This window comes from Chromobacterium sp. FG89, assembly GCF_057808735.1.
On sequence record NZ_JBMDIQ010000011.1, the window covers coordinates 103,639 to 125,093 of the forward strand.

Annotated in this window: 22 protein-coding genes; 13 read left to right on the forward strand and 9 right to left on the reverse strand. The window is 64.9% G+C overall.

The genetic code is table 11. The annotated features are described in order from the left end of the window. Positions 1 to 801 carry a substrate-binding periplasmic protein gene (locus ACODRW_RS12830; RefSeq protein WP_488905892.1) on the reverse strand — a complete coding sequence of 267 codons (801 nt, stop codon included), beginning with the start codon at positions 799 to 801 and terminating at the stop codon, positions 1 to 3. Between the two features lie 120 nt (positions 802 to 921). Between ACODRW_RS12830 and ACODRW_RS12835 the strand changes: the two genes are divergently transcribed. Then, positions 922 to 1,431 (forward strand): GNAT family N-acetyltransferase, encoded by a 510-nt coding sequence (locus ACODRW_RS12835; RefSeq protein ID WP_107799748.1) that lies wholly within the window; start codon positions 922 to 924, stop codon positions 1,429 to 1,431. Between the two features lie 42 nt (positions 1,432 to 1,473). Here the strand turns inward: ACODRW_RS12835 and ACODRW_RS12840 are convergent, their stop codons facing one another. Next, the gene (locus ACODRW_RS12840; RefSeq protein ID WP_107799747.1) at positions 1,474 to 2,235 is read right to left on the reverse strand and encodes an alpha/beta fold hydrolase; all 762 of its coding nucleotides are present in this window, start codon (positions 2,233 to 2,235) and stop codon (positions 1,474 to 1,476) included. A 79-nt stretch (positions 2,236 to 2,314) separates the two neighbouring features. Further along, positions 2,315 to 3,250 carry a LysR substrate-binding domain-containing protein gene (locus tag ACODRW_RS12845; protein WP_488905893.1) on the reverse strand — a complete coding sequence of 312 codons (936 nt, stop codon included), beginning with the start codon at positions 3,248 to 3,250 and terminating at the stop codon, positions 2,315 to 2,317. 129 nt (positions 3,251 to 3,379) lie between these two features. Between ACODRW_RS12845 and ACODRW_RS12850 the strand changes: the two genes are divergently transcribed. The 4 genes from ACODRW_RS12850 to ACODRW_RS12865 all read left to right on the forward strand — a co-directional run bounded on the left by ACODRW_RS12850 (position 3,380) and on the right by ACODRW_RS12865 (position 7,346). Further along, the gene (locus ACODRW_RS12850) at positions 3,380 to 4,573 is read left to right on the forward strand and encodes an MFS transporter (protein WP_488905894.1); all 1,194 of its coding nucleotides are present in this window, start codon (positions 3,380 to 3,382) and stop codon (positions 4,571 to 4,573) included. A gap of 63 nt (positions 4,574 to 4,636) precedes the next feature. Beyond that, on the forward strand, positions 4,637 to 5,437 hold the full coding sequence (gene dkgB, locus ACODRW_RS12855) for a 2,5-didehydrogluconate reductase DkgB (protein ID WP_235087733.1): 801 nt from the start codon (positions 4,637 to 4,639) through the stop codon (positions 5,435 to 5,437). 182 nt (positions 5,438 to 5,619) lie between these two features. After that, positions 5,620 to 6,837: a 6-phosphofructokinase gene (locus tag ACODRW_RS12860; protein WP_227104020.1), complete on the forward strand. Its 1,218-nt coding sequence runs from the start codon at positions 5,620 to 5,622 to the stop codon at positions 6,835 to 6,837. A gap of 209 nt (positions 6,838 to 7,046) precedes the next feature. Beyond that, positions 7,047 to 7,346, forward strand: coding sequence for a putative quinol monooxygenase (locus ACODRW_RS12865; RefSeq protein ID WP_488905895.1), 300 nt, complete (start codon positions 7,047 to 7,049; stop codon positions 7,344 to 7,346). A 58-nt stretch (positions 7,347 to 7,404) separates the two neighbouring features. Here ACODRW_RS12865 and ACODRW_RS12870 read toward each other — a convergent pair whose 3' ends face one another. From ACODRW_RS12870 to ACODRW_RS12880, 3 genes are all read right to left on the reverse strand, one after another. Then, complete coding sequence (locus ACODRW_RS12870; RefSeq protein ID WP_107799742.1) at positions 7,405 to 8,589, reverse strand: NupC/NupG family nucleoside CNT transporter; 1,185 nt, start codon at positions 8,587 to 8,589, stop codon at positions 7,405 to 7,407. 255 nt (positions 8,590 to 8,844) lie between these two features. Further along, positions 8,845 to 10,383: a 23S rRNA (uracil(1939)-C(5))-methyltransferase RlmD gene (gene rlmD / locus ACODRW_RS12875; RefSeq protein ID WP_253315505.1), complete on the reverse strand. Its 1,539-nt coding sequence runs from the start codon at positions 10,381 to 10,383 to the stop codon at positions 8,845 to 8,847. A gap of 44 nt (positions 10,384 to 10,427) precedes the next feature. Further along, a complete protein-coding gene (locus ACODRW_RS12880; RefSeq protein WP_488905896.1) occupies positions 10,428 to 11,135 on the reverse strand; it encodes an ArsR/SmtB family transcription factor in 708 nt (235 codons plus the stop codon). A 121-nt stretch (positions 11,136 to 11,256) separates the two neighbouring features. Here ACODRW_RS12880 and ACODRW_RS12885 point away from each other — a divergent pair, with 121 nt between their 5' ends. After that, the gene (locus ACODRW_RS12885) at positions 11,257 to 11,760 is read left to right on the forward strand and encodes a DUF2938 domain-containing protein (protein WP_235087743.1); all 504 of its coding nucleotides are present in this window, start codon (positions 11,257 to 11,259) and stop codon (positions 11,758 to 11,760) included. Positions 11,761 to 11,900: 140 nt separating this feature from the next. Continuing rightward, positions 11,901 to 12,875, forward strand: coding sequence for a L,D-transpeptidase (locus tag ACODRW_RS12890; RefSeq protein ID WP_488905897.1), 975 nt, complete (start codon positions 11,901 to 11,903; stop codon positions 12,873 to 12,875). 1 nt (position 12,876) lies between these two features. Here the strand turns inward: ACODRW_RS12890 and ACODRW_RS12895 are convergent, their stop codons facing one another. Continuing rightward, positions 12,877 to 14,298, reverse strand: a complete 1,422-nt coding sequence (locus ACODRW_RS12895) for an aminotransferase-like domain-containing protein (RefSeq protein ID WP_235087745.1) — start codon at positions 14,296 to 14,298, stop codon at positions 12,877 to 12,879. A gap of 209 nt (positions 14,299 to 14,507) precedes the next feature. Between ACODRW_RS12895 and ACODRW_RS12900 the strand changes: the two genes are divergently transcribed. Both ACODRW_RS12900 and ACODRW_RS12905 read left to right on the forward strand, forming a co-directional pair. After that, on the forward strand, positions 14,508 to 15,137 hold the full coding sequence (locus ACODRW_RS12900) for a LysE family translocator (RefSeq protein WP_107799736.1): 630 nt from the start codon (positions 14,508 to 14,510) through the stop codon (positions 15,135 to 15,137). Positions 15,138 to 15,281: 144 nt separating this feature from the next. After that, the gene (locus ACODRW_RS12905; protein WP_235087748.1) at positions 15,282 to 15,914 is read left to right on the forward strand and encodes a class I SAM-dependent methyltransferase; all 633 of its coding nucleotides are present in this window, start codon (positions 15,282 to 15,284) and stop codon (positions 15,912 to 15,914) included. A 185-nt stretch (positions 15,915 to 16,099) separates the two neighbouring features. Here ACODRW_RS12905 and ACODRW_RS12910 read toward each other — a convergent pair whose 3' ends face one another. Together ACODRW_RS12910 and aroA are read right to left on the reverse strand one after the other, a co-directional pair. Next, the gene (locus ACODRW_RS12910; RefSeq protein ID WP_488905898.1) at positions 16,100 to 16,519 is read right to left on the reverse strand and encodes a pyrophosphohydrolase domain-containing protein; all 420 of its coding nucleotides are present in this window, start codon (positions 16,517 to 16,519) and stop codon (positions 16,100 to 16,102) included. A gap of 118 nt (positions 16,520 to 16,637) precedes the next feature. Further along, complete coding sequence (aroA, locus tag ACODRW_RS12915) at positions 16,638 to 17,930, reverse strand: 3-phosphoshikimate 1-carboxyvinyltransferase (protein ID WP_107799733.1); 1,293 nt, start codon at positions 17,928 to 17,930, stop codon at positions 16,638 to 16,640. A 229-nt stretch (positions 17,931 to 18,159) separates the two neighbouring features. On the opposite strand from aroA, the gene cmk reads away from it, so the two are divergent. The 4 genes from cmk (at position 18,160) to ACODRW_RS12935 (ending at position 21,363) form a co-directional block, all read left to right on the forward strand. Beyond that, positions 18,160 to 18,828, forward strand: a complete 669-nt coding sequence (gene cmk / locus ACODRW_RS12920; protein ID WP_488905899.1) for a (d)CMP kinase — start codon at positions 18,160 to 18,162, stop codon at positions 18,826 to 18,828. Positions 18,829 to 18,920: 92 nt separating this feature from the next. After that, positions 18,921 to 20,612, forward strand: coding sequence for a 30S ribosomal protein S1 (gene rpsA / locus ACODRW_RS12925; protein ID WP_085951937.1), 1,692 nt, complete (start codon positions 18,921 to 18,923; stop codon positions 20,610 to 20,612). Between the two features lie 7 nt (positions 20,613 to 20,619). Further along, positions 20,620 to 20,934 carry an integration host factor subunit beta gene (locus ACODRW_RS12930; RefSeq protein WP_019104286.1) on the forward strand — a complete coding sequence of 105 codons (315 nt, stop codon included), beginning with the start codon at positions 20,620 to 20,622 and terminating at the stop codon, positions 20,932 to 20,934. Between the two features lie 135 nt (positions 20,935 to 21,069). Next, positions 21,070 to 21,363: a LapA family protein gene (locus ACODRW_RS12935; protein WP_019104285.1), complete on the forward strand. Its 294-nt coding sequence runs from the start codon at positions 21,070 to 21,072 to the stop codon at positions 21,361 to 21,363. The last annotated feature ends 92 nt before the right edge of the window (positions 21,364 to 21,455 follow it).

The following is a 21,455-nucleotide window of genomic DNA, read 5'->3' on the forward strand; positions in this document are numbered from 1 at the left end:
TCAAGGTTTTGCCGTAGAGACAGGCTGATCGTAAGCCCCATCCTCGAAATCCCGCTCCATCCGCCGGTATTGGGCGCTGTTTTTAAGCCGGACCAGGCCTTCGTTGAAGCGGTCCAGCAGCCACTGGCTTTGCGGCTGCGCCCGGCTCAGCATCAGGCGGTACTCATTGCGTTCCCACACCTTGGGCGCGTAGACGATGGCGGCGCGCTGCTCCGGCGTGAAGCGCCGGCGCAGCAAGGATTGCCCCACCGATTTGACCAGGGGGAAAAAATCGATGCGCTCCGCCAGCAACTGCCGCATGCCGCTTTCTATGTCCTGAGTGCTGTCGTTGCGAATATGGCCGGCGCGCACCGCCTCGCCCCATACCCCCAGTTTGGAACCGTTGGGCGTGGCCATGCGCAAGCCGTACAAATCCGGCATCTCCGTCGGAGAAAGCGGGCGTTTGGCCAAGTGAAACGCCACCTCCTCATCCACCACCACCGGCAGGCTGAACAGCGCGAATCGCTCGCGCTCCGGCGTGATCGACCACACCACCGATCCCGCGATCTCGCCGCCGCGCACCATGGCCTCGGCCCGGGCCCAGGGGAAATGCCGGTAGCGCACCGTGATCCCGGCCAGGCGGAAGGCTTCGCTGACAATGTGGGAGGCATAGCCCTGCTGCGGCAGCTTGGCGGATAGATAGGGCGGCCACTCCCCGCTGGCCAGCACCACCTCCCGCGCCGGCGGCGGCGTGGCGGCGAGGCAGGGCGGGGCGAGAACGGCGCAGCAGATCAGCGCCAGGCGCATCGGGGACCAAACCATGGCAGCGTCCGATAGGGTTTGTTCCAGACTAGCAGGTTTGCCGCGCCGCGCTCCGGCATGAAAACTGCTTGTCCCGGCTTGTGGCCGCGGTCCGCGCGCGGCGTTCAAGGGGGAAAAAAGATGAGCACGATCAGAATGACGCCGGCGCTGGCGGCCAGGGATTACTCGCGCCTGAGCGCCTTATTGGCCGACTGCGTGACCGGCGGCGCGTCGGTGGGCTTCCTCGCGCCCTTGCCTGAGGCCGAGGCCGCGGCTTACTGGGCGCAGGTGGACGCGCTGCTGGGCGCCGGCCTGCAATTATGGCTGGCGGAAGAGGGCGAGGAACTGCTGGGTTGCGTGCAACTGGCGCCTTGCCAGCGCGGCAACGGCCGCCACCGCGCCGAGGTGCAGAAGCTCTTGGTGCACTCCGCCCGCCGCGGCCGCGGCGTGGCGCGCCAATTGATGGCGGCGCTGGAGGATCATGCACACAAACAGGGCATCCGCCTGCTGGTGTTGGACACCGAGGCCGGTTCCGGCGCGGAGGACGTCTACCGCAAACTGGGCTGGAGCAAGAGCGGGGAGATCCCGGATTACGCCGCCCGTCCGGACGGACGCCTGCATCCCACCGCCTATTACTTCAAGCGCTTGTGAGGCGTCGGGGCTTGTTGGCCAACGCCATCATGGGGCGGGCGTTTAGCTAGAGGCGATAGCCGTCAGCGCGTCGCGCACCGCGGAGACGACCCGTTCCGGTTCCGAGAATTGCGGAAAATGGCCGCTGCGGGCGGCGATGACGTGGCGGCCGCGCGGCGACAGCGCCGCCAGTCGGCGCTGGCCCTCGGCGCGCGCGTCCAGCACCGCCTTGGAGGTGAGCCAGGACAAGCCCGGCGCGCCGCCGCTGATCACAAACAGAGGGATGTCGGGGAAGGGCGGCGCTTCGGCGATCTGTTCCGCGCTGCGGCGCAGGTGGCCGGTCTCGTTCAGGGTGTCCCGGTCCTGAGCCAGGTCCAGCGCCCGGCGCAGCAACTGGCCCAGCCGGCCTTGCCGCGCGTCCAGCGCGCTGATGTCTTCCGGCGCGGCGGCGTCCAGCAGCACCACGGCGGCCACTTCGCCGGCGTAGCTGCGGGCGAACAGATTGGCGATCAGGCCGCCCAAGGCGTGGGCCACCAGCACATAGGGCGGGGCCAGGTCCGCCTTGAACAGCAGCGCGCGCAGGGTTTCCATCATCGCGGCGCCGGTCTGCGCTTCGCGGGCGTTGCCGCTGTTGCCTATGCCGCAGCGGTTGTAGGCGAACACGCCGCTGAGCGTTTCCAGCGCCGGCAGCACTTTGTACCAGCCCTCCATCGGCGTGCCGGCGTCGTTGATCAGCACGATGGGCGGCGCGGCGGCGCCGACGGCGATGTACTCCATGGCGACGCCGTCGATGGCGACGATGAGCTTGGGGGGCAGGGTGGTCATGGCGCAAGCGGGCGGCGGCCGCCGTAATGGATCTATCTTATTGTTTTTGTAAGTGAAAAATTAATTCAGTTCCTGAACTTCATGAAGGACGCTGATTTTTTTCCATCGTCGTCGGCTGTCCCAGCCTCTGGCCCAGCTCCGCGGCGAGATAATCCACCCAGGCGCCGACGCGCGGCGCCAGCGCGCCCTGTTTGTAGAACACCGCCCAGATAGTCTGGCTCCACGGCAGGCTGACGGCGTCCAGCACCGGCAACAAGCGGCCGCTTTGCAGATCTTCGGCGGTGAGCAGGTCGTTGAGACAGGCGATGCCGGCGCCGTGCAAGGCCAGGTGCAACAGGGTTTCGCCGCTGGAGGCGGTCAGCGCGGGCTGGATGGCCAGCCCGTTGCCGCCGCGGTGGCGCAGCGGCCATTGATTGAGGGTTTCCGGCGCGGTGAAGCCCAGCAGCCGGTGCCGCGCCAGCGCGTCGGCGCTGTCCGGCGCGCCGCGGCGGCTCAGATAGTCCGGCGAGGCCACCAGGCGGATGCGGCTGTTGCCCAGGCGGCGGGCGCTGAGGCTGGAGTCCGCCAGCGCGCCCATGCCGACGCGAATGGCGACGTCGGCCCGCTCTTCTATCAGATCGACGATGCCTTCCGCGCCCGTCAACTCCAGGCGCACCTGCGGGTAGCGTTCCAGAAAGCCGGCGGCCAGCGGCGCGATCAGCCGGGTGAGGATGGGGGTGGCGGCGTTGACGCGCAGCAGGCCGCTGGGCTGGGCAAGGCTGGCGGCCAACTGAGCCTCGGTGTCCTGCAGCTCGGCCAGGATGCGGCGCGCGCGTTCCAGCAGCCAGCGGCCTTCCGCGGTCAGGTCCAGCCGGCGGGTGGTGCGGGTGATCAGCGCCACGCCCAGCTGTTTTTCCAGCCGGCTGACGCTGCGGCTGATGCCGGACGGGGTTTGGCCCAGACGCTCCGCGGCGGCGGAGAAGGAGCCGGCGTCTATGACTGAGACAAACGCAATCAGCGCTTCCATGGGTAGCATTGTTGATTCCTGAGCAAAAGTTTTTGTCAGTGAAGCGGATTTTTCCGCGGCTGGCAAGCGTGGAGAATGCGGCCTTATTCGTTTGCCCGCCGCGGCGGGCCCGATTCGGCTTTTCTTTGGGAGAACACCATGCCGCTTGCCTTATGGGCGCTGACCTTGAGCGCCTTCGCCATTGGCACCACCGAATTCGTCATCGTGGGCCTGATTCCCACCATCGCTTCCAGCCTGGGAGTGTCGCTGCCGTCCGCCGGCCTATTGGTCAGTCTTTACGCCTTGGGCGTGGCGGTGGGCGCGCCGCTGTTGACCGCGCTGACCGGCCGCGTGCCGCGCAAGCCCTTGCTGCTGGGGCTGATGGCCTTGTTCACCCTGGGGAATCTGGTGGCCTGGCAGGCGCCGGGCTACCAGGCGCTGATGGCGGCGCGGGTGCTGACCGGCCTGGCGCACGGGGTGTTCTTTTCCATCGGCTCCACCATCGCCACCGGCCTGGTGAGCAAGGACAAGGCGGCCAGCGCCATCGCGCTGATGTTCAGCGGCCTGACGGTGGCGCTGGTGAGCGGGGTGCCGCTGGGCACCTTCATCGGCCAGACCCTGGGTTGGCAAGCCACTTTTCTGGCGGTGTCCCTGCTGGGGGTGCTGGCCTTCATCGGCAGCCTGCTGCTGGTGCCCAAGGATATTCCCCAACCGCCGCCGGCCTCGCTGGCCGCGCAGCTGGCGGTGTTGAAGCGGCCGCGGCTATTGCTGGTGTACGCGATGACGGCCTTGGGCTACGGCGGTTCTTTCATCGCCTTCACCTATCTGGCGCCCATTCTGGAGCAGGTCAGCGGTTTCGCGCCGTCGCGGGTGGGGCTGGTGATGCTGGTGTACGGCGTGTCGGTGGCGGCGGGCAATATCTGGGGCGGCCGGCTGGCGGACCGCAAGGGGCCGGTGCGCGCCTTGCAGATCATCTTCGCCTTGCTGGCGCTGGTGCTGCTGGCGCTGAGCTTCACCGCGCCGTCGCCGGCGTGGGTGCTGGTCACGGTGCTGGCCTGGGGCGCGGTGGCTTTCGGCAATGTGGCCGGCCTGCAGCTCTATGTGGTGCGGCAGGCGGAACGCGACGCGCCGCAGGCGGTGAACGTGGCTTCCGGCCTGAACATCGCCGCCTTCAATGTGGGCATCGCCGGCGGCGCCTGGGCCGGCGGCTGGGTGGTGGCGGAGCTGGGCCTGCTGGCCACGCCGTGGATAGGCGCGCTGGTGGTGTTGGCCGCCTTGGCCCTGACCACTTGGTCCGGCGCGCTGGACCGCCGCGCGGCGCGGACGCCGGCAATGTGTTCGCAGGCGGCTTGACCGCCGGAGCAGGACAATGGAAATAAAGCGCCGCAGGGCGCGCAATTGAAAGGACGTTTCATCATGGATATGCCAAAAATAGGTTTGGGCACCTTCCGCCTGGAAGGGCAACAAGTGGTGGATTCGGTATTGACCGGGCTGGAGCTGGGCTACCGCCACATCGACACCGCGCAGATTTACGGCAACGAGGCCGAGGTGGGGCAGGCGCTGCGCCAGAGCGGCTTGCCGCGCGAGCAAGTGTTTCTGACCACCAAGATCTGGACCGAGAACCTGGGGCGGGAAAAATTGGCGGACAGCCTGCGCCGCAGCCTGGACTTGCTGGGCGTGGAGCAGGTGGACATGACGCTGATCCATTGGCCGTCGCCCGGCGACGCGCTGCCGGTGGCGGAATATATGGAAGCGCTGGCCCTGGCCAAGCAGCAAGGGCTGACGCGGCGGATAGGCGTGTCCAATTTCACCATCGCCCATCTGCGCCGGGCGCTGGCCGCGGTGGGGCCGGGGGAGATCGCCAGCCAGCAGGTGGAAGTGCATCCTTTCCTGCAAAACCGCAAGCTGCTGGATTTTTGCCGAGAGCAGGGGGTGCCGGTCACCGCCTATATGCCGCTGGCCTACGGCAAGGTGATGGACGAGCCGCTATTGCGCGAAATCGCCGCTCGGCATCGGGCCAGCCCGGCGCAGCTGGCCTTGGCCTGGTTGTTGCGTCAGGGGCTGGCCGTGATTCCGTCGTCCACCCGGCGCGCCAATCTGGCCGCCAATCTGCAGGCGGAGACGCTGAGTTTGAGCGAGGCCGATATGGACGCCATCGCCGGCCTGGAGCGCGGCGAGCGGCTGGCCGATCCGGAGTTCAGCCCGCGCTGGGATTAGGAGGGCCAAGGCCGCCTGTAGCGCGGCGGCAACTTGCGCGCGGATTTGCCGCCGGTCAAGGAAATGGGGAATGGCGGCGCCGTCCGGCTTGAGGCGGCTTTCCGGCCAGTGGTATGTTTGTGGTATTCCCGGCCCGGCCGCGCGCCGCGCCGTTTGATTCTCCATTTCTCCAGGTGGCGATGATGTCCAAACCCCGTGCCGTATATTTGCAGTCGGGCGGTCCGACTGCGGTGTTGAACGCTTCCGCGCAGGGCGCGATAGAAACCGCGCGCCAGCGCGGCCTGTCGATGTACGGCGCTTTCGACGGTCTGGCCGGCCTGCTGGAGGACCGCTTGTGCAATACCGACGCGGTATCGGACGAGGCCATCGCCCAACTGGCCTTCATGCCCGGCGGCAGCTTCGGCGTCAGCCGGCGCATGATAGGGAGCTTCGCCGAGGCCGGCGACGACTGGCGGCGGCTGCGGGAAGTGTTGGCCCGGCACGACATCCATTATCTGCTGGTCAACGGCGGCAACGGCTCGCTGGGCTGCGCCGAGCGTCTGGCGGAGTTCGAGCGCCACATGGGCTATCCGCTCAAGGTGGTGGGCGTTCCCAAGACCATAGACAACGATCTGGTGGGCACCGACAACAGCCCCGGCTACGGCTCCTCCGCCAAATTTCTGGCCAGCGCGATGCGCGAGGTGGGCCTGGACATGACCAGCATGGGCTGGGGCCGGGTCTTCATCATGGAAACCATGGGCCGCCATACCGGCTGGCTGGCGGCGGCCTGCGCCGCGGCGGCGCGCAATGAGCGCGAAGCGCCGCATTTGCTGCTGCTGCCGGAAGTGGCTTTCGACGCCGAGCGTTTCCTCGCCGCGGTGGACGACAGGCTGGCGCGCTTCGGCCAGTGCGCGATCGCGGTGGCGGAGGGCATTACCGACGCCGACGGCCGCTTCGTCGCCGAGGCCAAGAAATCCGAAGTCTACGGCCATGAGCAACTGGGCGGCGCCGGCCACTGGATCGCCCAGCTGCTGCTGCGCGAGCGCGGCATTTCCGCGCATGTGGCGCAGGTGGATTATCTGCAGCGCGCGGGCGGCCATTTGGGGTCCAGCATGGATGTGCGCCAGGCCTACATCATGGGCGAGCGGGCGGTGGAGTGGCTGCTGGCCGGCAAGAGCGGCGTGATGGCCGGCATCAAGCGCATCCAGAACCATCCCTATTGCTGGGACGTGGTGGAGGTGCCGTTGGCGGTGGTGGGCGATCAGGAGAAGCGGCTGCCGCCGGAATTCATCGGCGCCGACGGCTTCAGCGTGACGCCGGCCTTCCTCGACTATGTGCGTCCCTTGATGGAGGGCGAGCGGATTCCGCCGTTCAAGGATGGATTGCCGGATTATCGGCCCATCGCCTGGCCCAAGGTGTGAGGGCGGGAGACACTGGATGGAAAACCCCGGCTGGCGCCGGGTTTTTTTATTGCCCGGCACCGGGTGGCGCGGCGTTTTCAAACCCGGATTGAAAGAGTCTGCGCGCGGCCGGTCTGTTTGGCCTTGCGGGGCGTCTTCATACTGACGGTTTGAGGCGTAGGCCAGCGCGCCGCCGCCGCATCATCATCCCAAGAACGGAGAACCGCATCATGACGACATTACCCCTGACCAGCATCGCCGTGCTCAAGGCCAAGCCCGGCCAGCGCGACGCCTTGCGCGAGACCTTGACCGCCTTGGTCGAGCCCACTCGCCGCGAAGCGGGCAACCTCGATTACACCCTGTTCGAGCTTACGGACGAGCCGGGCAGTTTTTACATGCGGGAAGCCTTCGTCAGCCGCGCCGCGCTGGACGAGCATTTGGCCGCGCCTTACTTCCGGGCCTTCGAAAAGCGCTTCGATGAATTGCTGGCTGAGCCGATCAAGCTGATTTTCCTCGACAAGGTGGCTTGAGGCGGGAAATGAAACAGGCCCGGCATAGACCGGGCCTGTTGGCGGAGGAGGGGCCGGTTTAGAGCACCAGGCCGCCGATCAGCGCCGACAGAATGCTGACCAGGGTGGAACCGTACACCAGCTTCAGGCCGAAGCGGGACACCATATTGCCGCGCTCCTCGTCCAGGCCCTTGACCGCGCCGGCGATGATGCCGATGGAGCTGAAGTTGGCGAAGGACACCAGGAAGATGGAGATCACGCCTATGGTGTATTCCGACAGCTGGGCGGTGAGCTTTTTCAATTCCATCATCGCCACGAACTCATTGGTCACCAATTTGGTGGCCATGATGCTGCTGGCCGGCATGATGTCGGCGGCCGGAATGCCCATCAGCCAGGCGAAGGGATAGAACACATAGCCCAGCACGTACTGGAAGTTCACGCCGAAGACGGCGTCGAAGAGGTGGTTGACGGTGGTGATCAGCGCGATGAAGCCGATCAGCATCGCGCCGACGATCACGGCGATCTTGAAGCCGGCCATGATGTAGTCGCCCAGCATTTCGAAGAAGGACATGCGGTGGGCGGCTTCGGCGCTGATCAGTTCATCGTCGTCGCGGCTGGCGTCGTAGGGATTGATCAGCGACAGGATGACGAAGGTGCTGAACAGATTGAGAATCAGCGCGGTGACCACGAAACGCGGCTGGATGATCTGCATATAGGAGCCGACGATGGACATGGACACCGTGGACATGGCGGTGGCGGCCAGCGTGTACATGCGCTTTTCCGAGAAGCTGCCGATGATGTTCTTGTAGGCGATGAAGTTCTCGGACTGGCCCACGATCATGGAGCCGACGGCGTTGAAGGACTCGATCTTGCCCATGCCGCTGATCTTGGCCAGCACCCAGCCGATGCCGCGTATCACCCAGGGCAGCACGCGGATGTGCTGCAGGATGCCGATCAGCACCGAGATGTAGACGATGGGCATCAGCACCTTGAGGAAGAAGCTGAACTCGCCCTGATTGAGCAGGCCGCCGAACACGAAGTTGGTGCCTTCGCCGGCGTAGCTCATCAGTTTGTCGAACACGCCGGCCACGCCGCCCACCAGGGTCAGGCCGTAGCTGGAGTGCAGCAGGAAGTAGGCCAGCGCCATCTCCACCACGATCAGTTGCAGCACGTAGCGGATCTTGATGTTCTTGCGGTCGCGCGCCACCACTTGGGTCAGCAGGAAGACAACCAGCAGTCCGAAGACGAATTGAAGTATGTGCATATCTATTGCCTTGATGGGCCGTCCTTCAGGCAGGAGCGGCGATGTTGGCGGGCGCGCCCGCTGTGTGTGCTTGTGTTGTTGATTGGCGAACGGCGAATTTTGACATGAAGCGATTGCCGATTCCATGTAAAACGCATTCGCCCGCCACTGTGCGCTTATCCGCTGTCGCAAACCAGCCGGTTTGATCAAACAAGCTGCGCGGCCGGCTCAAAAATAAAGCCCCCGGCCATGGCCGGAGGCTTGTCGCATGCGGGACTATTGCGCTTGCTGTTCCGCTTCGCGGCGGGCTTGTTCGGCGAAATAATAATCGCGGCGGGCCTGCTTGGCCGCGGCCTTTTCAGCCAGCTCCTGCTCCTTCTTGGCGGCTTCCGCCGCCGCCTCGGCGCGTTGCGCCGCTTTCACCGCTTCGCGTTCGGCTTCCTCGGCGGCTTCGATCGCGGCGATTTCGCTGCGGCTCTTGCACGGGCCGGTTTTTTCGAACCAGGCCACGGATTCCACATGGGCGGTGTGCGGGAACATATTGATGATGCCGGCCGCCTTCAGCGTGTAGCCCTTGGTGTGCACCAGCACATTGGCGTCGCGCGCCAGCGTGGCCGGATTACAGGACACGTAGACGATGCGTTTGGGCGCGGTGTCCTCGGTGATGGCCTTCAGCAGCTGCACCGCGCCGTCGCGCGGCGGGTCCACCAGCATCTTGTCGAAGCGGCCGAGCGCGGCGAAGGACTCCTCGGTGACTTCGAACAGATTGGCCATCTCATAGCTGACCTTGTCCTGCAGGCCGTTGTGGGTGGCGTTTTCCACCGCGCGCTTGACCAGGGGCTGGCTGCCTTCCATGCCGTGCACCTCGGCGCCGGAGCGGGCGATGGGCAGGGTGAAGTTGCCGATGCCGCAGAACATGTCGGCGATGCGCTCGCCCGGCTGCGGGTCCAGGAATTTCAGCGCGCGCGCCACCATGACCGCGTTGATCTCGGGGTTCACCTGAGTGAACTCGGTGGGGTAGTAGGGCATCTCCACGCGGTATTCCGGCAGGCTGTAAGTCAGCTTGGGCGCGTCCAGCGGGTAGACCGGATAACAGGTGTCCGGGCCCTTGGGCTGCAGCCACATCTGCAAGGGCCGCTCCTTGCTGCCGTGGGCGTCGGAGAAGGCGCGCAGCAGCGCGTGGTCGGCGTCGTTGATGGCTTCCATATTGCGGAACACCAGGATGTCCACCTTGTCGCCCACCGCCAGCTCCACCTGGGGCATGCGGTTGTTGATCGACAGCTTGTAGATCATCTCGCGCAGCGGCACGATCAGGTCCGAGATATGGCGCGGCAGGATGTGGCACTCGCTCATATCGGTGATGTAGGTGGAGCGCTTCTCGTGGAAGCCCACCAGCACGCCGCCCTTTTTCTCCACCAGCCGCGCCGACATCCGCGCGCGGTGGCGGTAGTGCCAGGCCGGGCCGGCGATGGGCGTCAGCACCTGTTGCGGCTTGACCCGGCCGATGCGGGCCAGATTGTCTTCCAGCACCCTTTGCTTGACCGCCACTTGGGCGGAGAACTCCACATGCTGCATCGAACAGCCGCCGCAGGTGCCGTAATGCGGACAGCGCGGCTGCGTGCGCAGAAAGCTTTCCTTCAGCACCTGGCTGGTGTTGGCGTTCTCGTAGGAAGACTTCTTGCGATAGGCGCTGTAGACCACGGTTTCATAAGGCAGCGCGCCGTCGATGAAGATGGTCTTGCCATCGACGTGGGCGACTCCCCGGCCTTCGTGGTCCAGCGACTCGACCTGAGCGATAGTCTGTTTGTGCGTCATGGTGTTGCTTGGAAAATCAAACGGAAAGCGGCGATTTTCTCAAATTATCTGGCAACGCGCAGGGGTTTTTTGTCCGCGCCGGCCGGCGCGCCGGTTTCGACCTCCAGCCCGGCCGCTTTCCATTGCGGGAAGCCGCTGTCCAGCCGCCTGGCGTTCAGGCCGCGGGCGCGCAAGGCGGCCACCGCCTGGGTGGACAGCACGCAGAAGGGGCCGCGGCAATAGGCGATGATTTCGGCGCCGGCGCTGAGCTGTTCCAGGCCGTGTTCCAACCGCTCCGGCGGCAGGTTGAGCGCGCCGGGCAGATGGCCGGCGGCGTACTCGTCCGCCGGCCGCACATCCAGCAGGATGAGGTCGCCGTCGCCCAAGCGGCGTAGCAGCTCGTCCAGCGTGACGCCGTCCAGCGTCTCGGGCCGGGCGGCGGCGTCGTCCAGCAGCGCGCGGACGGCGGCGCGGCGGTGCTCGGCCTGACGGCGCAGCGCGTCCAGCACGGCCAGAATGGGGCCGTCGCCCAGCCGGTACATCACGCGCTTGCCGTCGCGGCGAGATAGGACCAGTCCGGCGCGCTTCAGGTGTTGCAGGTGTTGCGAGGCGTTGGCGATGGACAGGCCGGCCAGCTCGGCCAGCCGCTCAACCGGGCGCTCGCTTTGGGCGATGTGTTCCAGCAGCAACAGTCGGTGGGCGTGGCTCAGCGTGCGAGCTAGGTCGGCCAGGTCGGCGAAGCGTTCCGGAGCGGGCGGAGGAGTGCTGGTCATGGACGGCCTTCAAAATATCATTCAATCAATCTATTTAATGATAATCTATTGGTCGGCGTTTGTCAGCGCCGGCGTCGCGTCGGGCGCGGCGTGGGCATTGAATGGTTGATGGGGAGAGGGCATGGAGGCGGTGACGGAATGGTTGGCGCGCGGCGCGCTGGTGGGCGTAGGCGCCACGGCGGTGATGGACGCGTGGGCGTACTGGCTGCGGCGGAGCTTTGGCACGCCGTCGTTGGATTACGCGCTGGTGGGGCGCTGGATGGCGCATTGGCGGCGCGGCCGCTTCCGCCACGCAAGCATCGCCCGCGCCGAGCCGGCGCGCGGCGAGCGGGCGCTGGGCTGGCTGGCGCATTATTTGATTGGCGTTGTCTTCGCGCTGTTGTTGCTGGCCGCGTGCGGCGAGCTTTGGTGGCGCGCGCCGACGCCGGGGCCCGCGCTCTTGTTCGGCCTCGCCAGCGCGGCGGCGCCTTTCCTGCTGATGCAGCCGGCGATGGGCGCGGGTTTCTTCGCGTCGAAAACGCCGCGGCCATGGCTGTCGCGCCGGCGCAGCCTGGCGGCGCACGCCAGTTTCGGCCTGGGCCTGTACGCGGCGGCCTGGGTTTTGGCGCATTGGCCTGCGTTTTGAGCTCAAGCCGGCTATGCTGGCGTAAAACCGACAATATTAGCGACGGCCCGGAGGCGGCAGGGGCTTGGTAATAGTCAGAATCTTGCTTTCCCACGCTTTCTGTTAGAATCGAACAATAGTGATTTTAGATATGGTGCGGTATGTTGAAGCGATGTGTTGGGCTGTTGGGTTGGCTTGGGCTTGGCGTGGCGCCGTTTGTCGGCGCGGCGGTGATTCCCGAGCCTGATGTGCAGGTCAACCCCGCGGGCCTGCACTTGGTGCTGAACCTGCCGCAGGCGCGGCTGTTCCAGTACCAGGACGGCAGGCTGTCCAAGATCTATCCGGTGGCGGTGGGCAAGATGCTGACCCAGACGCCGATCGGCAGCTTTGACATTACCGGCATTTACAAGGCGCCGGTCTGGCATGTGCCGCGCTCCATCCAGGAAGAAATGCGCCGCAGCGGCAAGGAAGTGCAGACTGTGGTGCCGCCGGGGCCCAAGAACCCGCTGGGGCCGGTCTTCATTCGTTTCGGCGAGGCCAAGCTGGGCCTGGGCTTTCACGGCACCAACGCGCCTGGTTCGGTGCCCGGTTTCCGCAGCCATGGCTGCGTGCGCATGAAAAACGACGACGCCTTGCTGCTGTCCAAGACCGTGGGCCGCGGCGACGCGGTCACGGTGGCTTATCAGACCGTGTTGCTGAACCAGGACGCCGCCGGCGAACTGTGGCTGACCGCTTACCGTAATCATTACAAGCAGGACGATCCTTCCTTCCCGATGCTGGCCGAAACGCTGCTGGCCTGGCAGAAGCAAAAGTCCGCGGTGGTGTTCGGCGCGCGGGTGGATCAGGCTTTGAAGGCGCGCAAGGGCGTGCCGGTGTGTCTGACCTGCAAGGACGTGGCCAAGGCCAAGGTGGACGGCGATCTGTCCGCGGTGCGCTGGCTGTCGCCGGGCAAGGCGGACGATACTCAGTTCGCGCGCGAACCGGCCGGCCGCGAGCCGGGCGGTCCGTTGCCGTCGCAGGCTACGCCGCCGGCGTCCGCGCCGCAGCACGCGCCGGCGGTGGCGCCGTCGTCCGCGCCGTCCTCTTCGCGCGCCGCGGTGCGCGCCCAGCCGCCGCGTAGCGGCCGTCCGGCCTGATTCAGTCGGCCATCTCTCCCGCCAGTTCCCCCACGCGCCGCAAGGCGCGTTCGTACGCCGGGTTCCACGGATAGCAGCAGGACAGCCGCACGCAATTGCGGTAGCGCCCCTTGGCCGAGTACAGCGTGCCGGGCGCGATGGTGATGCGTTCGGCCAGCGCCGTCTGGAACAATGCCATGGTGTCCACGCCGCTGGGCAGCTCCACCCACAGCAGGCAGCCGCCGGACGGCGAGGTGGCCCGCGTCTGAGCCGGGAAGCAGCTGGCGACGGTGCCGCGCAGCCTTTCCATCTGGCTCATGAAGTGGCGGCGGATCAGCCGCAGGTGGTGGTCGTAGCCGCCGGTTTCCAGATATTCCGCCAGCGTTTCCTCCAGTAAGCGCGGCTGGGCCAGCGAGCTGGCGAACTTCAGCCGCGTCACTTCCCGCAAGAAGCGCCCGGGCGCGATCCAGCCGATGCGAAAACCCGGCGCCAAGGTCTTGCTGTAGCTGGAGCACAGCAGCACCCAGCCGTCGCGGTCATAGGCCTTGACCGCGTCCGGGGTGGCGCCGTCGTAGTGCAGATCGGCGTGCGGCACGTCCTCGATCAGCGGCACCTGGTGCTCGTTGACCAGCGCCGCCAGCCTTTGCTTGGCCTCGGCCGGCATGGTGCAGCCCAGCGGATTGTGCACGGTGGGCATGGCCACGATGGCGTTCAGCCTTTTCTCCGACAGCAAGAGTTCCAGCGCGTCCAGCGACAGGCCGTTGGCCGGATGGGTGGGAATTTCGATCACGCTCAGGCCCAGGTTCTTCAGCGTGGGCAGCAGCGCGAAATAAGTGGGCGATTCCAGGCCCACGGTGTCGCCCGGCTTGCAGCAGGCGCGCAAGGCCAGTTGCAGCGCCTCGGTGCAGCCGTTGGTGATCACCAAGTCCTCGGCGGCCAGCACGCAGCCCCAGCTGACCGCGCGCTGGGCGATCTGGCGGCGCAGCCGTTCCGAGCCGGGCGGAAACGGGTAATCGGTGGTCAGCTCCGGGTGCTGGCGCAGCAGCCGCCCCATGATGTGCTTGAAGCGGGTGGTGGGGTAGAAGTCGCTGCCGCGCGGGCTGGCCAAGGACAGGTCGATGAAATCCTCCCGCGTCTGAGCCGTCATCACCGCTTCGATCTGGTCCACCACCTCGCCGGCGTGGTGAGCGGCGCTTTGCCGACGCATGCGCGGCAGCGGCAGGGTGGCGGCGGATTTGACGTAGAAGCCGGATTGCGGCCGCGCCTCGATCAGGCCGCGGTCCTCCAGCGTGCGGTAAGTCATCAGGATGGTGGACGGGCTGACCTTGTGCATTTCGCAGGCCTTGCGCACCGAGGGCAGCCGTTCTCCGGGCTGCACCACGCCGGTCTGGATCAGGGTGATCCATTCGTTGACCAACTGCTGATAGAGGGGTTCGTCGCTCATGCTGGGGGCCTCGCTGACAGATGTGGGGGTCGCCATCGGTACAATTTTCCGCAAAAACGACCATAACAGTTTTGAAATTGTAAAACTGTTATGGTTCCAATTCAATTTTTCTGAATCTGTATTCGATGTTGCGGCGGCGTTATCATGGCCAGCATTGAAAACATGTCGCGTCCGGATTGTCCGGCCGCTGGCTATGGTTTGGAGCGGTAATGAACTTTGTTGCGTTGGTGACTTATCTGTTGGTGATGTCGATCACGCCGGGGCCGAACAATCTGGTATTGGCCTCGTCCGGGGTCAATCACGGTTTTTCCCGCACGGTGCCGGCTTTGCTGGGCATGTCGCTGGGCCTGTCGGTGCAGGTAGGCCTGTTGACGGTATTCCTGGGCAGCCTGGTCGCCGTCATCGCTTCGGTGCAGATTTACCTGGCCATGGCCGGCTGCCTGTATTTGCTGTGGCTGTCCTGGGGCATGGCGCGCTCGGCGCCGGCCGCGGGCGAATCCGGCGGCGCGCCTATGGGGTTTTGGGGCGGGGTGCTGTTCAACTGGTTGAATCCCAAGGTGTGGCTGATGGGTTTCAATATCGCGATGGTGTTTCTGCCGGCCAAGATGAACGCCTGGCATGCCGGTCTGCTGTTCGCGGCGCTGACTTTCGTCATCGGCCTGCCGTGCATCGCGTTGTGGGCGGGGTCCGGCGTGGCTGCGCGCCGCTTCCTGGCGTCGCCGCGCCGGTTGAGGGTTTTCAATTGCGGCATGGCGGCGATGCTGGCGGGAACCGCGATCTGGCTGTTGCTGGAAATGCTGCCGGCGCAGTCCTTGCACGCGCTGCCGCAAATGATTTGATGAATAGCTAAATCGATAGGGATGTTCTTGCTGGGGACATCGTCTATGCTGTCCAAAAGGGTAGGTGGCTTATCGTACAGGTATCCTGGGACGCACCCGGGCCGGGGTAGGCCGTAGGCGGGCAGCCGAGACGGGGGCATCATCATGACAGCAGCGGGTTTCGACGGCGTGTATCGTTCGAGCACGTCCTTCTACGGGGACAAACCGTCCCCATCCTTGGTCCAGTATCTGGAAAAATATCATGTGGCGGGCGACGGAGCCGGCCTGGATCTGGGCTGCGGCCAGGGTCGCAACGCCTTGTTTCTGGCTCAGCGGGGCTTCGCGATGACGGCGGTGGACGGTTCGGCGGAGGCGATCGCGAGTCTGGGCGAGGCGGCGGACGAGCGCAGGCTGAACGTGAGCGGCAGGGTGGCGGATCTGGCCGGCCTGGAGCTGGAGCCGGGGCGTTTCCGGCTGATCGTCGCGAATACTTCGTTGGATCATTTGGGTGTGGACGAGGGCGAGGCGCTGGCGCGCCAGATGGCCGCCGCGCTGGAGCCGGGCGGCCATCTGTTCGTATCGGTGTTCACGGTCGACGATCCGGGGTGCGACGCCCTGGGCCGGGTGGCCAGCGAGACGGCCTCCTACGTCAAGCATTACTACCAGCCGGGAGAGCTGCGCCGTCAGTTCTCGGCGCTGAGCCTGCTGGCCTATCAAGAGGAGTATGCGCTGGATGTCGGCCATGGCCAGCCGCATTACCACGGCATCGCCCGGCTGTTCGCGCGGCGGGATCACTGAGCGCCGTTGCCGCCGACGCGCGGCGGGCTTTATCGGGCTCTCAGAACTTGTTTACGATCTCGCGAGCTAAGATGAGACAAGGCGTTGCGGCAGAGAAAGCGGAATGTACACGTGGTGCATGAGCATTTCGAAGCGGTACTCGCCGCGTCACGTTTCACGACGCGCAGCAGAACGTAAACAGGTTCTCAGGACTCCAGCGCCCGGCGTATCACTCCTTCCTTGTCGGCCGGCCGCCAGCCAGCCGGCTTCAGCACCTTGCCGTCCTCGCGGCGCACAATCTTGCCGTCCACGCATTTGCGCATATTGGCGGCGTGGATCTCCCGCGTCATCTCTTCCAGCGGCAGGCCTTGCGACATCAGCAGGCCGCTGAGCACATTGAGCACATCCACGCCCTCGGCCAGCAGCTCCGCCATCCGCCGCGCGCGTTCCGCATCATCGCCGTCCTGGCGCTTGTAGTCGGCCAGCGCTTGCTGGAATTCCGTCAGCTCTTCGCCCAACATGGTCTCCCACATCGCCAGCTGCTGCGGCTGCCATTGCGGCTGAGTCGGGCTGGGGATGTCGAACTGCTGCATGAATTGGCGGCGTAGGGCGAAGAAGTTTTCCATTATTTAGCGTCTTTCTGTTTTTGTGATCCATATATTGTGTTTTATCGGTGGGCAGGGCGCAAGCGGCGGGCAAAACAAAGCCCCGCCGGGGCGGGGCTGGATCGGGGCGCCGCGGGGTTTACGCCTGAGCGCTCAGCGCCGCCAGCGCGTCGAAGTAATCGGGGAAGGTCTTGGCCACGCATTTGGGGTCGTTGATGGTGACCGGGGCGCCCAGCAGCGAAATCAGGGAGAAGCACATCGCCATGCGGTGGTCGTCGTAGGTGTCGATCTCGGCGTTCGGCGTCAAGGCCGGCGGCGGGGTGATGCGGATGTAGTCCTGGCCTTCTTCCACCACGGCGCCGACCTTGCGCAGCTCGGCGGCCATCGCGCTCAGGCGGTCGGTTTCCTTGACGCGCCAGCTTTCGATATTGCGCAGCGTGCTGGTGCCGTCGGCGGCCAGCGCCGCCACCGCCAAGGTCATCGCCGCGTCCGGGATGTGGTTGAAGTCGGCGTCTATCGCCTTGAGCGGGAGGCTGGCGCGGGCTTCTATCCAATTGGGCCCCATGCTGACTTCGGCGCCCATCAGGCGCAGCGCGTCGGCGAACTTGACGTCGCCCTGAATGCTGTCCGCGCCCACGCCCTCCACCCGCACCGGGCCGCCCGCCAGCGCGCCGGCGGCGAGGAAATAGGACGCGCTGGAGGCGTCGCCTTCCACGTGAACCTCTCCCGGGGAAATATAAGTCTGGCCGCCGGGGATGGTGAAGCGGCGCCAGCCGTCGCGCTCAACCCGCACGCCGAAGCGCGCCATCAGATTGAGGGTGATTTCGATATAGGGCTTGGAGATCAGCTCGCCGCTGACTTCGATGACCGCGGTTTCGCCGGTCAGCGGCAGCGCCATCAGCAAGGCGGTGAGGAACTGGCTGGACACATTGCCCTTGACCGGGATGACCCGGCCGGCCTCCAGTTGCGCCGGCGCGATGGTCAGCGGCGGGTAGCCGGGCTGGCCTTGGTACTGAATCTTGGCGCCGGCCACGCGCAGCGCGTCCACCAGATCGCCGATCGGCCGTTCGTGCATGCGCGGCACGCCGCTGAGTTGGTAGTCGCCCTGCATCAGCGCCAGCGCGGCGGTCAGCGGGCGGAAGGCGGTGCCGGCGTTGCCGAGGAATAGATCTGCGCTTTTAACCGGAAATTCGCCGCCCACGCCCTGCACGCGGAAGTCGCGGCTGTCGCCTATCTGTTCGATCTCCACGCCCAGCAGCTTCAGCGCCGCCAGCATGTGGCGGATGTCGTCCGAATCCAGCAGATCGCGCACCAGGGTGCTGCCGCTGCCCAGCGCGGCCAGCAGCAGGGTGCGGTTGGAGATGCTTTTCGAGCCGGGGAGCTTGATGGCGCCGGACAGGCGGAGGACGGGGGCGAGATGCAGTTGTTCCATGGCGGTTCGGGATCTTGTGTTCTTGGGGTTGGCGAAGGGCGACGCGGCGCCCGTCGGACAATGTAACCGCCAGGAAGGTCTTTGCGCAAACCCGCGTGGCGGCGCGTCGGCGCGGCGCGCGTCGTAGAATCTTGCTGCGCCGGTCCGCGGCTTTGAGATAAAATCGACGGTTTGGCCGGTTGCCCGTCGCGGCGGCCGGCGCGAATTTCTGCAAGGACATCGTCTGTACATGACCGCACCTGTCATCGCCATCGACGGCCCGTCCGCCTCGGGCAAGGGCACCGTCGCCGCCCTGGTCGCCGCGCGGCTGGGGTTTCATTATCTGGATTCGGGCTCGCTCTACCGGCTGCTGGCGCTGTTCGCGCAGCGTCACAATATGGGCTGGGACGACGAGCCGGGCCTGGCCGCGGCCGCCTCCGGCTTGCCGGTGGAGTTCGCCGACGGGGCGGTGTGGCTGGAGAGCAACGACGCCAGCGCGGCGATACGCAGCGAGGAAATCGGCATCGGCGCGTCCAAGGTGGGCGCGCTGCCGGCGGTGCGCGCCGCGCTGTTGCAGCGCCAACGCGATTTCTGCCAGTTGCCGGGCCTGGTGACGGACGGCCGCGACATGGGTTCGGTGGTGTTTCCCGCCGCCGCCTTGAAGGTGTTTTTGACCGCCAGCGCCGAGGAACGCGCCGAGCGCCGCTATAAGCAGTTGATCGGCAAGGGAGATTCTGCTAATCTCCCACGGATTCTGCAGGACATTATCGATCGGGACGCGCGCGATGCCGCCCGGCCGGTAGCGCCGCTGCGCCAGGAGCCGGACGCCTTTTTGCTCGACACCACGGAGCTGACCATCGACCAGGCGGTCGCACAGGTTCTACGTTGGTTCGAGGAAAGACAGGTCTCCGGCCTATGATTTTTTTGTCGGGTGAAAATGCTGCAAGGCAATAAACCCGTTGTGCAACCCTAACCCCGCACGCCGCAAGGCGCGCACCGAGAGTACGCTTGATGACTACCCTCTCCATGGAAAACTTCGCTCAGCTGTTTGAGGAAAGCCTGACCCTTCACGACATGCGCGTGGGCGAGGTGATCACTGCCGAAGTGGTGGCAGTTGATTCCAACTTTGTAACCGTGAACGCAGGCCTCAAGTCCGAGTCCCTGATTCCGGCTGAAGAATTCAAGAACGACCAAGGCGTGGTCGAAGTGGCCATCGGCGACTTCGTTACCGTCGCCATCGACGCGTTGGAAAACGGCTTTGGCGAAACCAAGCTGTCCCGCGAAAAAGCCAAGCGCCTGGCCGCTTGGGTGGAGCTGGAAGAGGCTCTGGAAACCGGCAAGATCCTGTCCGGTCTGATCAGCGGCAAAGTCAAAGGCGGCCTGACCGTTATGGTCAACGGCATCCGCGCCTTCCTGCCGGGTTCCCTGGTTGACGTGCGTCCGGTGAAAGACACCACCCCGTACGAAAACAAACAGATCGAATTCAAGGTCATCAAGCTGGATCGCAAGCGCAACAACGTTGTTGTGTCCCGTCGTTCCGTGCTGGAAGAAACCCTGGGCGAAGAGCGCAAAGCTCTGCTGGAAACCCTGAAAGAGGGCGCCATCATCAAGGGTATCGTCAAGAACATCACCGACTACGGTGCGTTCGTTGACCTGGGCGGCATCGATGGCCTGCTGCACATCACCGACCTGGCATGGCGCCGCGTGAAGCACCCGTCCGAAGTTCTGGCCGTGGGCGACGAAGTGGAAGCCAAGGTACTGAAGTTCGACCAAGAGAAGAACCGCGTATCCCTGGGTCTGAAGCAACTGGGCGAAGATCCGTGGGTGGGCCTGTCCCGCCGCTACCCGTCCGGCACCCGTCTGTTCGGCAAGGTGACCAACCTGACCGACTACGGCGCGTTCGTGGAAATCGAACAGGGCATCGAAGGCCTGGTGCACGTGTCCGAAATGGACTGGACCAACAAGAACGTACACCCGTCCAAGGTTGTTCAGGTTGGCGACGAAGTGGAAGTCATGATCCTGGAAATCGACGAAGACCGTCGTCGCATCTCCCTGGGCATGAAGCAGTGCCTGGCCAACCCGTGGAACGAGTTTGCCGACAACTTCCACAAAGGCGACAAGCTGAAGGGCGCGATCAAGTCCATCACCGACTTCGGCGTGTTCGTTGGCCTGCCGGGCGGCATCGACGGCCTGGTTCACCTGTCCGACCTGTCCTGGAACGAAGCTGGCGAAGAAGCCGTGCGCAAGTTCAAGAAGGGCGACGAGGTTGAAGCCGTTGTTCTGTCCATCGACGTTGAGAAAGAGCGCATTTCCCTGGGCATCAAGCAGATGGAAGGCGATCCGTTCAACAACTTCGTTGCGATGAACGACAAGGGCGCTCTGGTTAAGGGCACCGTGAAGTCCGTTGACGCCAAAGGCGCCGTCGTGACTCTGGACACCGATGTTGAAGGCTACCTGCGCGCTTCCGAACTGTCCCGCGACCGCGTGGAAGACGCTCGCTCCGTTCTGAAGGACGGCGAAGAAGTGGAAGCCGTGATCATTGCCGTGGACCGCAAGTCCCGCAACATCAGCCTGTCCATCAAGGCTAAAGACGCTCAGGAAGACAACGTTGCTCTGAAGAGCCTGTCCGTTGACAGCGCTTCCGCTGGCACCACCAATCTGGGTGCCCTGCTGAAGGCAAAACTGTCCGGCTCTAACGAGTAATTGAGACATGACCAAATCTGAGCTGATCGCTAGGCTGTCGGAACGACTCGCCGAGCGCAATTCTCAGTTGGTCTACAAAGACGCTGAGTTGGCCGTCAAAACCATTTTGGATGCGATGGCCAATAACCTGGCGCAGGGAAACCGGATTGAAATCCGCGGTTTCGGCAGTTTCGATTTGAACTACCGTCCGCCGCGGATTGGCCGCAACCCCAAGTCGGGCACCAGCGTCTCGGTTCCTGAGAAATATGTGCCGCATTTCAAGGCGGGTAAAGAATTGCGCGAACGCGTCGATCTGTCCCTGTTGGAGCAGAGCGAAGCCTAGGCGTTCAAGCCCTGTCTAGCGAATCCGAAGCGCCGCTTTTTGCGGCGCTTTTTCTTTGCGCAGCTGAAATTCCAGCTTGGGTTGCGCCGGGCTATCGTTTAAACTTGCACTCCGGCAAACAAATCGAGCGAGATCATGCGTTACCTGCTTCGTATCGTTGAATTGGCCCTGTTGGTATTCCTGATCGCGGTCACCGTGCAAAACAGCCATGCGGTTGAATTCAAATTGTTCTTCGGCCAGTCCTGGTCCGCGCCGCTGATTGTGTTTCTGCTGCTGTTTTTCGTGGTTGGCGCGCTGGTCGGTCTGCTCGCCACGCTCGGCTATTATCTGCGCAGCCGGAAAGAGCTGTCCCAATTGAAAAAAGAATTGCGCAACCGTCCCCCCGCCAGCAAGGTGATCAGCGACCCCAGCGACGCGATCGCCGATTGAGCTAGCGCGAGCGGCGGAGCGAGCCGGCGCCGCGCCTAGGCGCCGCCGCGATGGAATCCGTCGTTCTTGATGATGCCGCCCGGGAGCGGCTG

What these genes read in the sequence shown, in the direction of transcription:
- ACODRW_RS12830 (WP_488905892.1), bottom strand. Translation starts at nt 801, where the DNA reads ATGGTTTGGTCCCCGATGCGCCTGGCGCTGATCTGCTGCGCCGTTCTC.
- ACODRW_RS12835 (WP_107799748.1), top strand. Translation starts at nt 922, where the DNA reads ATGAGCACGATCAGAATGACGCCGGCGCTGGCGGCCAGGGATTACTCG.
- ACODRW_RS12840 (WP_107799747.1), bottom strand. Translation starts at nt 2,235, where the DNA reads ATGACCACCCTGCCCCCCAAGCTCATCGTCGCCATCGACGGCGTCGCC.
- ACODRW_RS12845 (WP_488905893.1), bottom strand. Translation starts at nt 3,250, where the DNA reads ATGCTACCCATGGAAGCGCTGATTGCGTTTGTCTCAGTCATAGACGCC.
- ACODRW_RS12850 (WP_488905894.1), top strand. Translation starts at nt 3,380, where the DNA reads ATGCCGCTTGCCTTATGGGCGCTGACCTTGAGCGCCTTCGCCATTGGC.
- dkgB (WP_235087733.1), top strand. Translation starts at nt 4,637, where the DNA reads ATGGATATGCCAAAAATAGGTTTGGGCACCTTCCGCCTGGAAGGGCAA.
- ACODRW_RS12860 (WP_227104020.1), top strand. Translation starts at nt 5,620, where the DNA reads ATGTCCAAACCCCGTGCCGTATATTTGCAGTCGGGCGGTCCGACTGCG.
- ACODRW_RS12865 (WP_488905895.1), top strand. Translation starts at nt 7,047, where the DNA reads ATGACGACATTACCCCTGACCAGCATCGCCGTGCTCAAGGCCAAGCCC.
- ACODRW_RS12870 (WP_107799742.1), bottom strand. Translation starts at nt 8,589, where the DNA reads ATGCACATACTTCAATTCGTCTTCGGACTGCTGGTTGTCTTCCTGCTG.
- rlmD (WP_253315505.1), bottom strand. Translation starts at nt 10,383, where the DNA reads ATGACGCACAAACAGACTATCGCTCAGGTCGAGTCGCTGGACCACGAA.
- ACODRW_RS12880 (WP_488905896.1), bottom strand. Translation starts at nt 11,135, where the DNA reads ATGACCAGCACTCCTCCGCCCGCTCCGGAACGCTTCGCCGACCTGGCC.
- ACODRW_RS12885 (WP_235087743.1), top strand. Translation starts at nt 11,257, where the DNA reads ATGGAGGCGGTGACGGAATGGTTGGCGCGCGGCGCGCTGGTGGGCGTA.
- ACODRW_RS12890 (WP_488905897.1), top strand. Translation starts at nt 11,901, where the DNA reads ATGTTGAAGCGATGTGTTGGGCTGTTGGGTTGGCTTGGGCTTGGCGTG.
- ACODRW_RS12895 (WP_235087745.1), bottom strand. Translation starts at nt 14,298, where the DNA reads ATGAGCGACGAACCCCTCTATCAGCAGTTGGTCAACGAATGGATCACC.
- ACODRW_RS12900 (WP_107799736.1), top strand. Translation starts at nt 14,508, where the DNA reads ATGAACTTTGTTGCGTTGGTGACTTATCTGTTGGTGATGTCGATCACG.
- ACODRW_RS12905 (WP_235087748.1), top strand. Translation starts at nt 15,282, where the DNA reads ATGACAGCAGCGGGTTTCGACGGCGTGTATCGTTCGAGCACGTCCTTC.
- ACODRW_RS12910 (WP_488905898.1), bottom strand. Translation starts at nt 16,519, where the DNA reads ATGGAAAACTTCTTCGCCCTACGCCGCCAATTCATGCAGCAGTTCGAC.
- aroA (WP_107799733.1), bottom strand. Translation starts at nt 17,930, where the DNA reads ATGGAACAACTGCATCTCGCCCCCGTCCTCCGCCTGTCCGGCGCCATC.
- cmk (WP_488905899.1), top strand. Translation starts at nt 18,160, where the DNA reads ATGACCGCACCTGTCATCGCCATCGACGGCCCGTCCGCCTCGGGCAAG.
- rpsA (WP_085951937.1), top strand. Translation starts at nt 18,921, where the DNA reads ATGACTACCCTCTCCATGGAAAACTTCGCTCAGCTGTTTGAGGAAAGC.
- ACODRW_RS12930 (WP_019104286.1), top strand. Translation starts at nt 20,620, where the DNA reads ATGACCAAATCTGAGCTGATCGCTAGGCTGTCGGAACGACTCGCCGAG.
- ACODRW_RS12935 (WP_019104285.1), top strand. Translation starts at nt 21,070, where the DNA reads ATGCGTTACCTGCTTCGTATCGTTGAATTGGCCCTGTTGGTATTCCTG.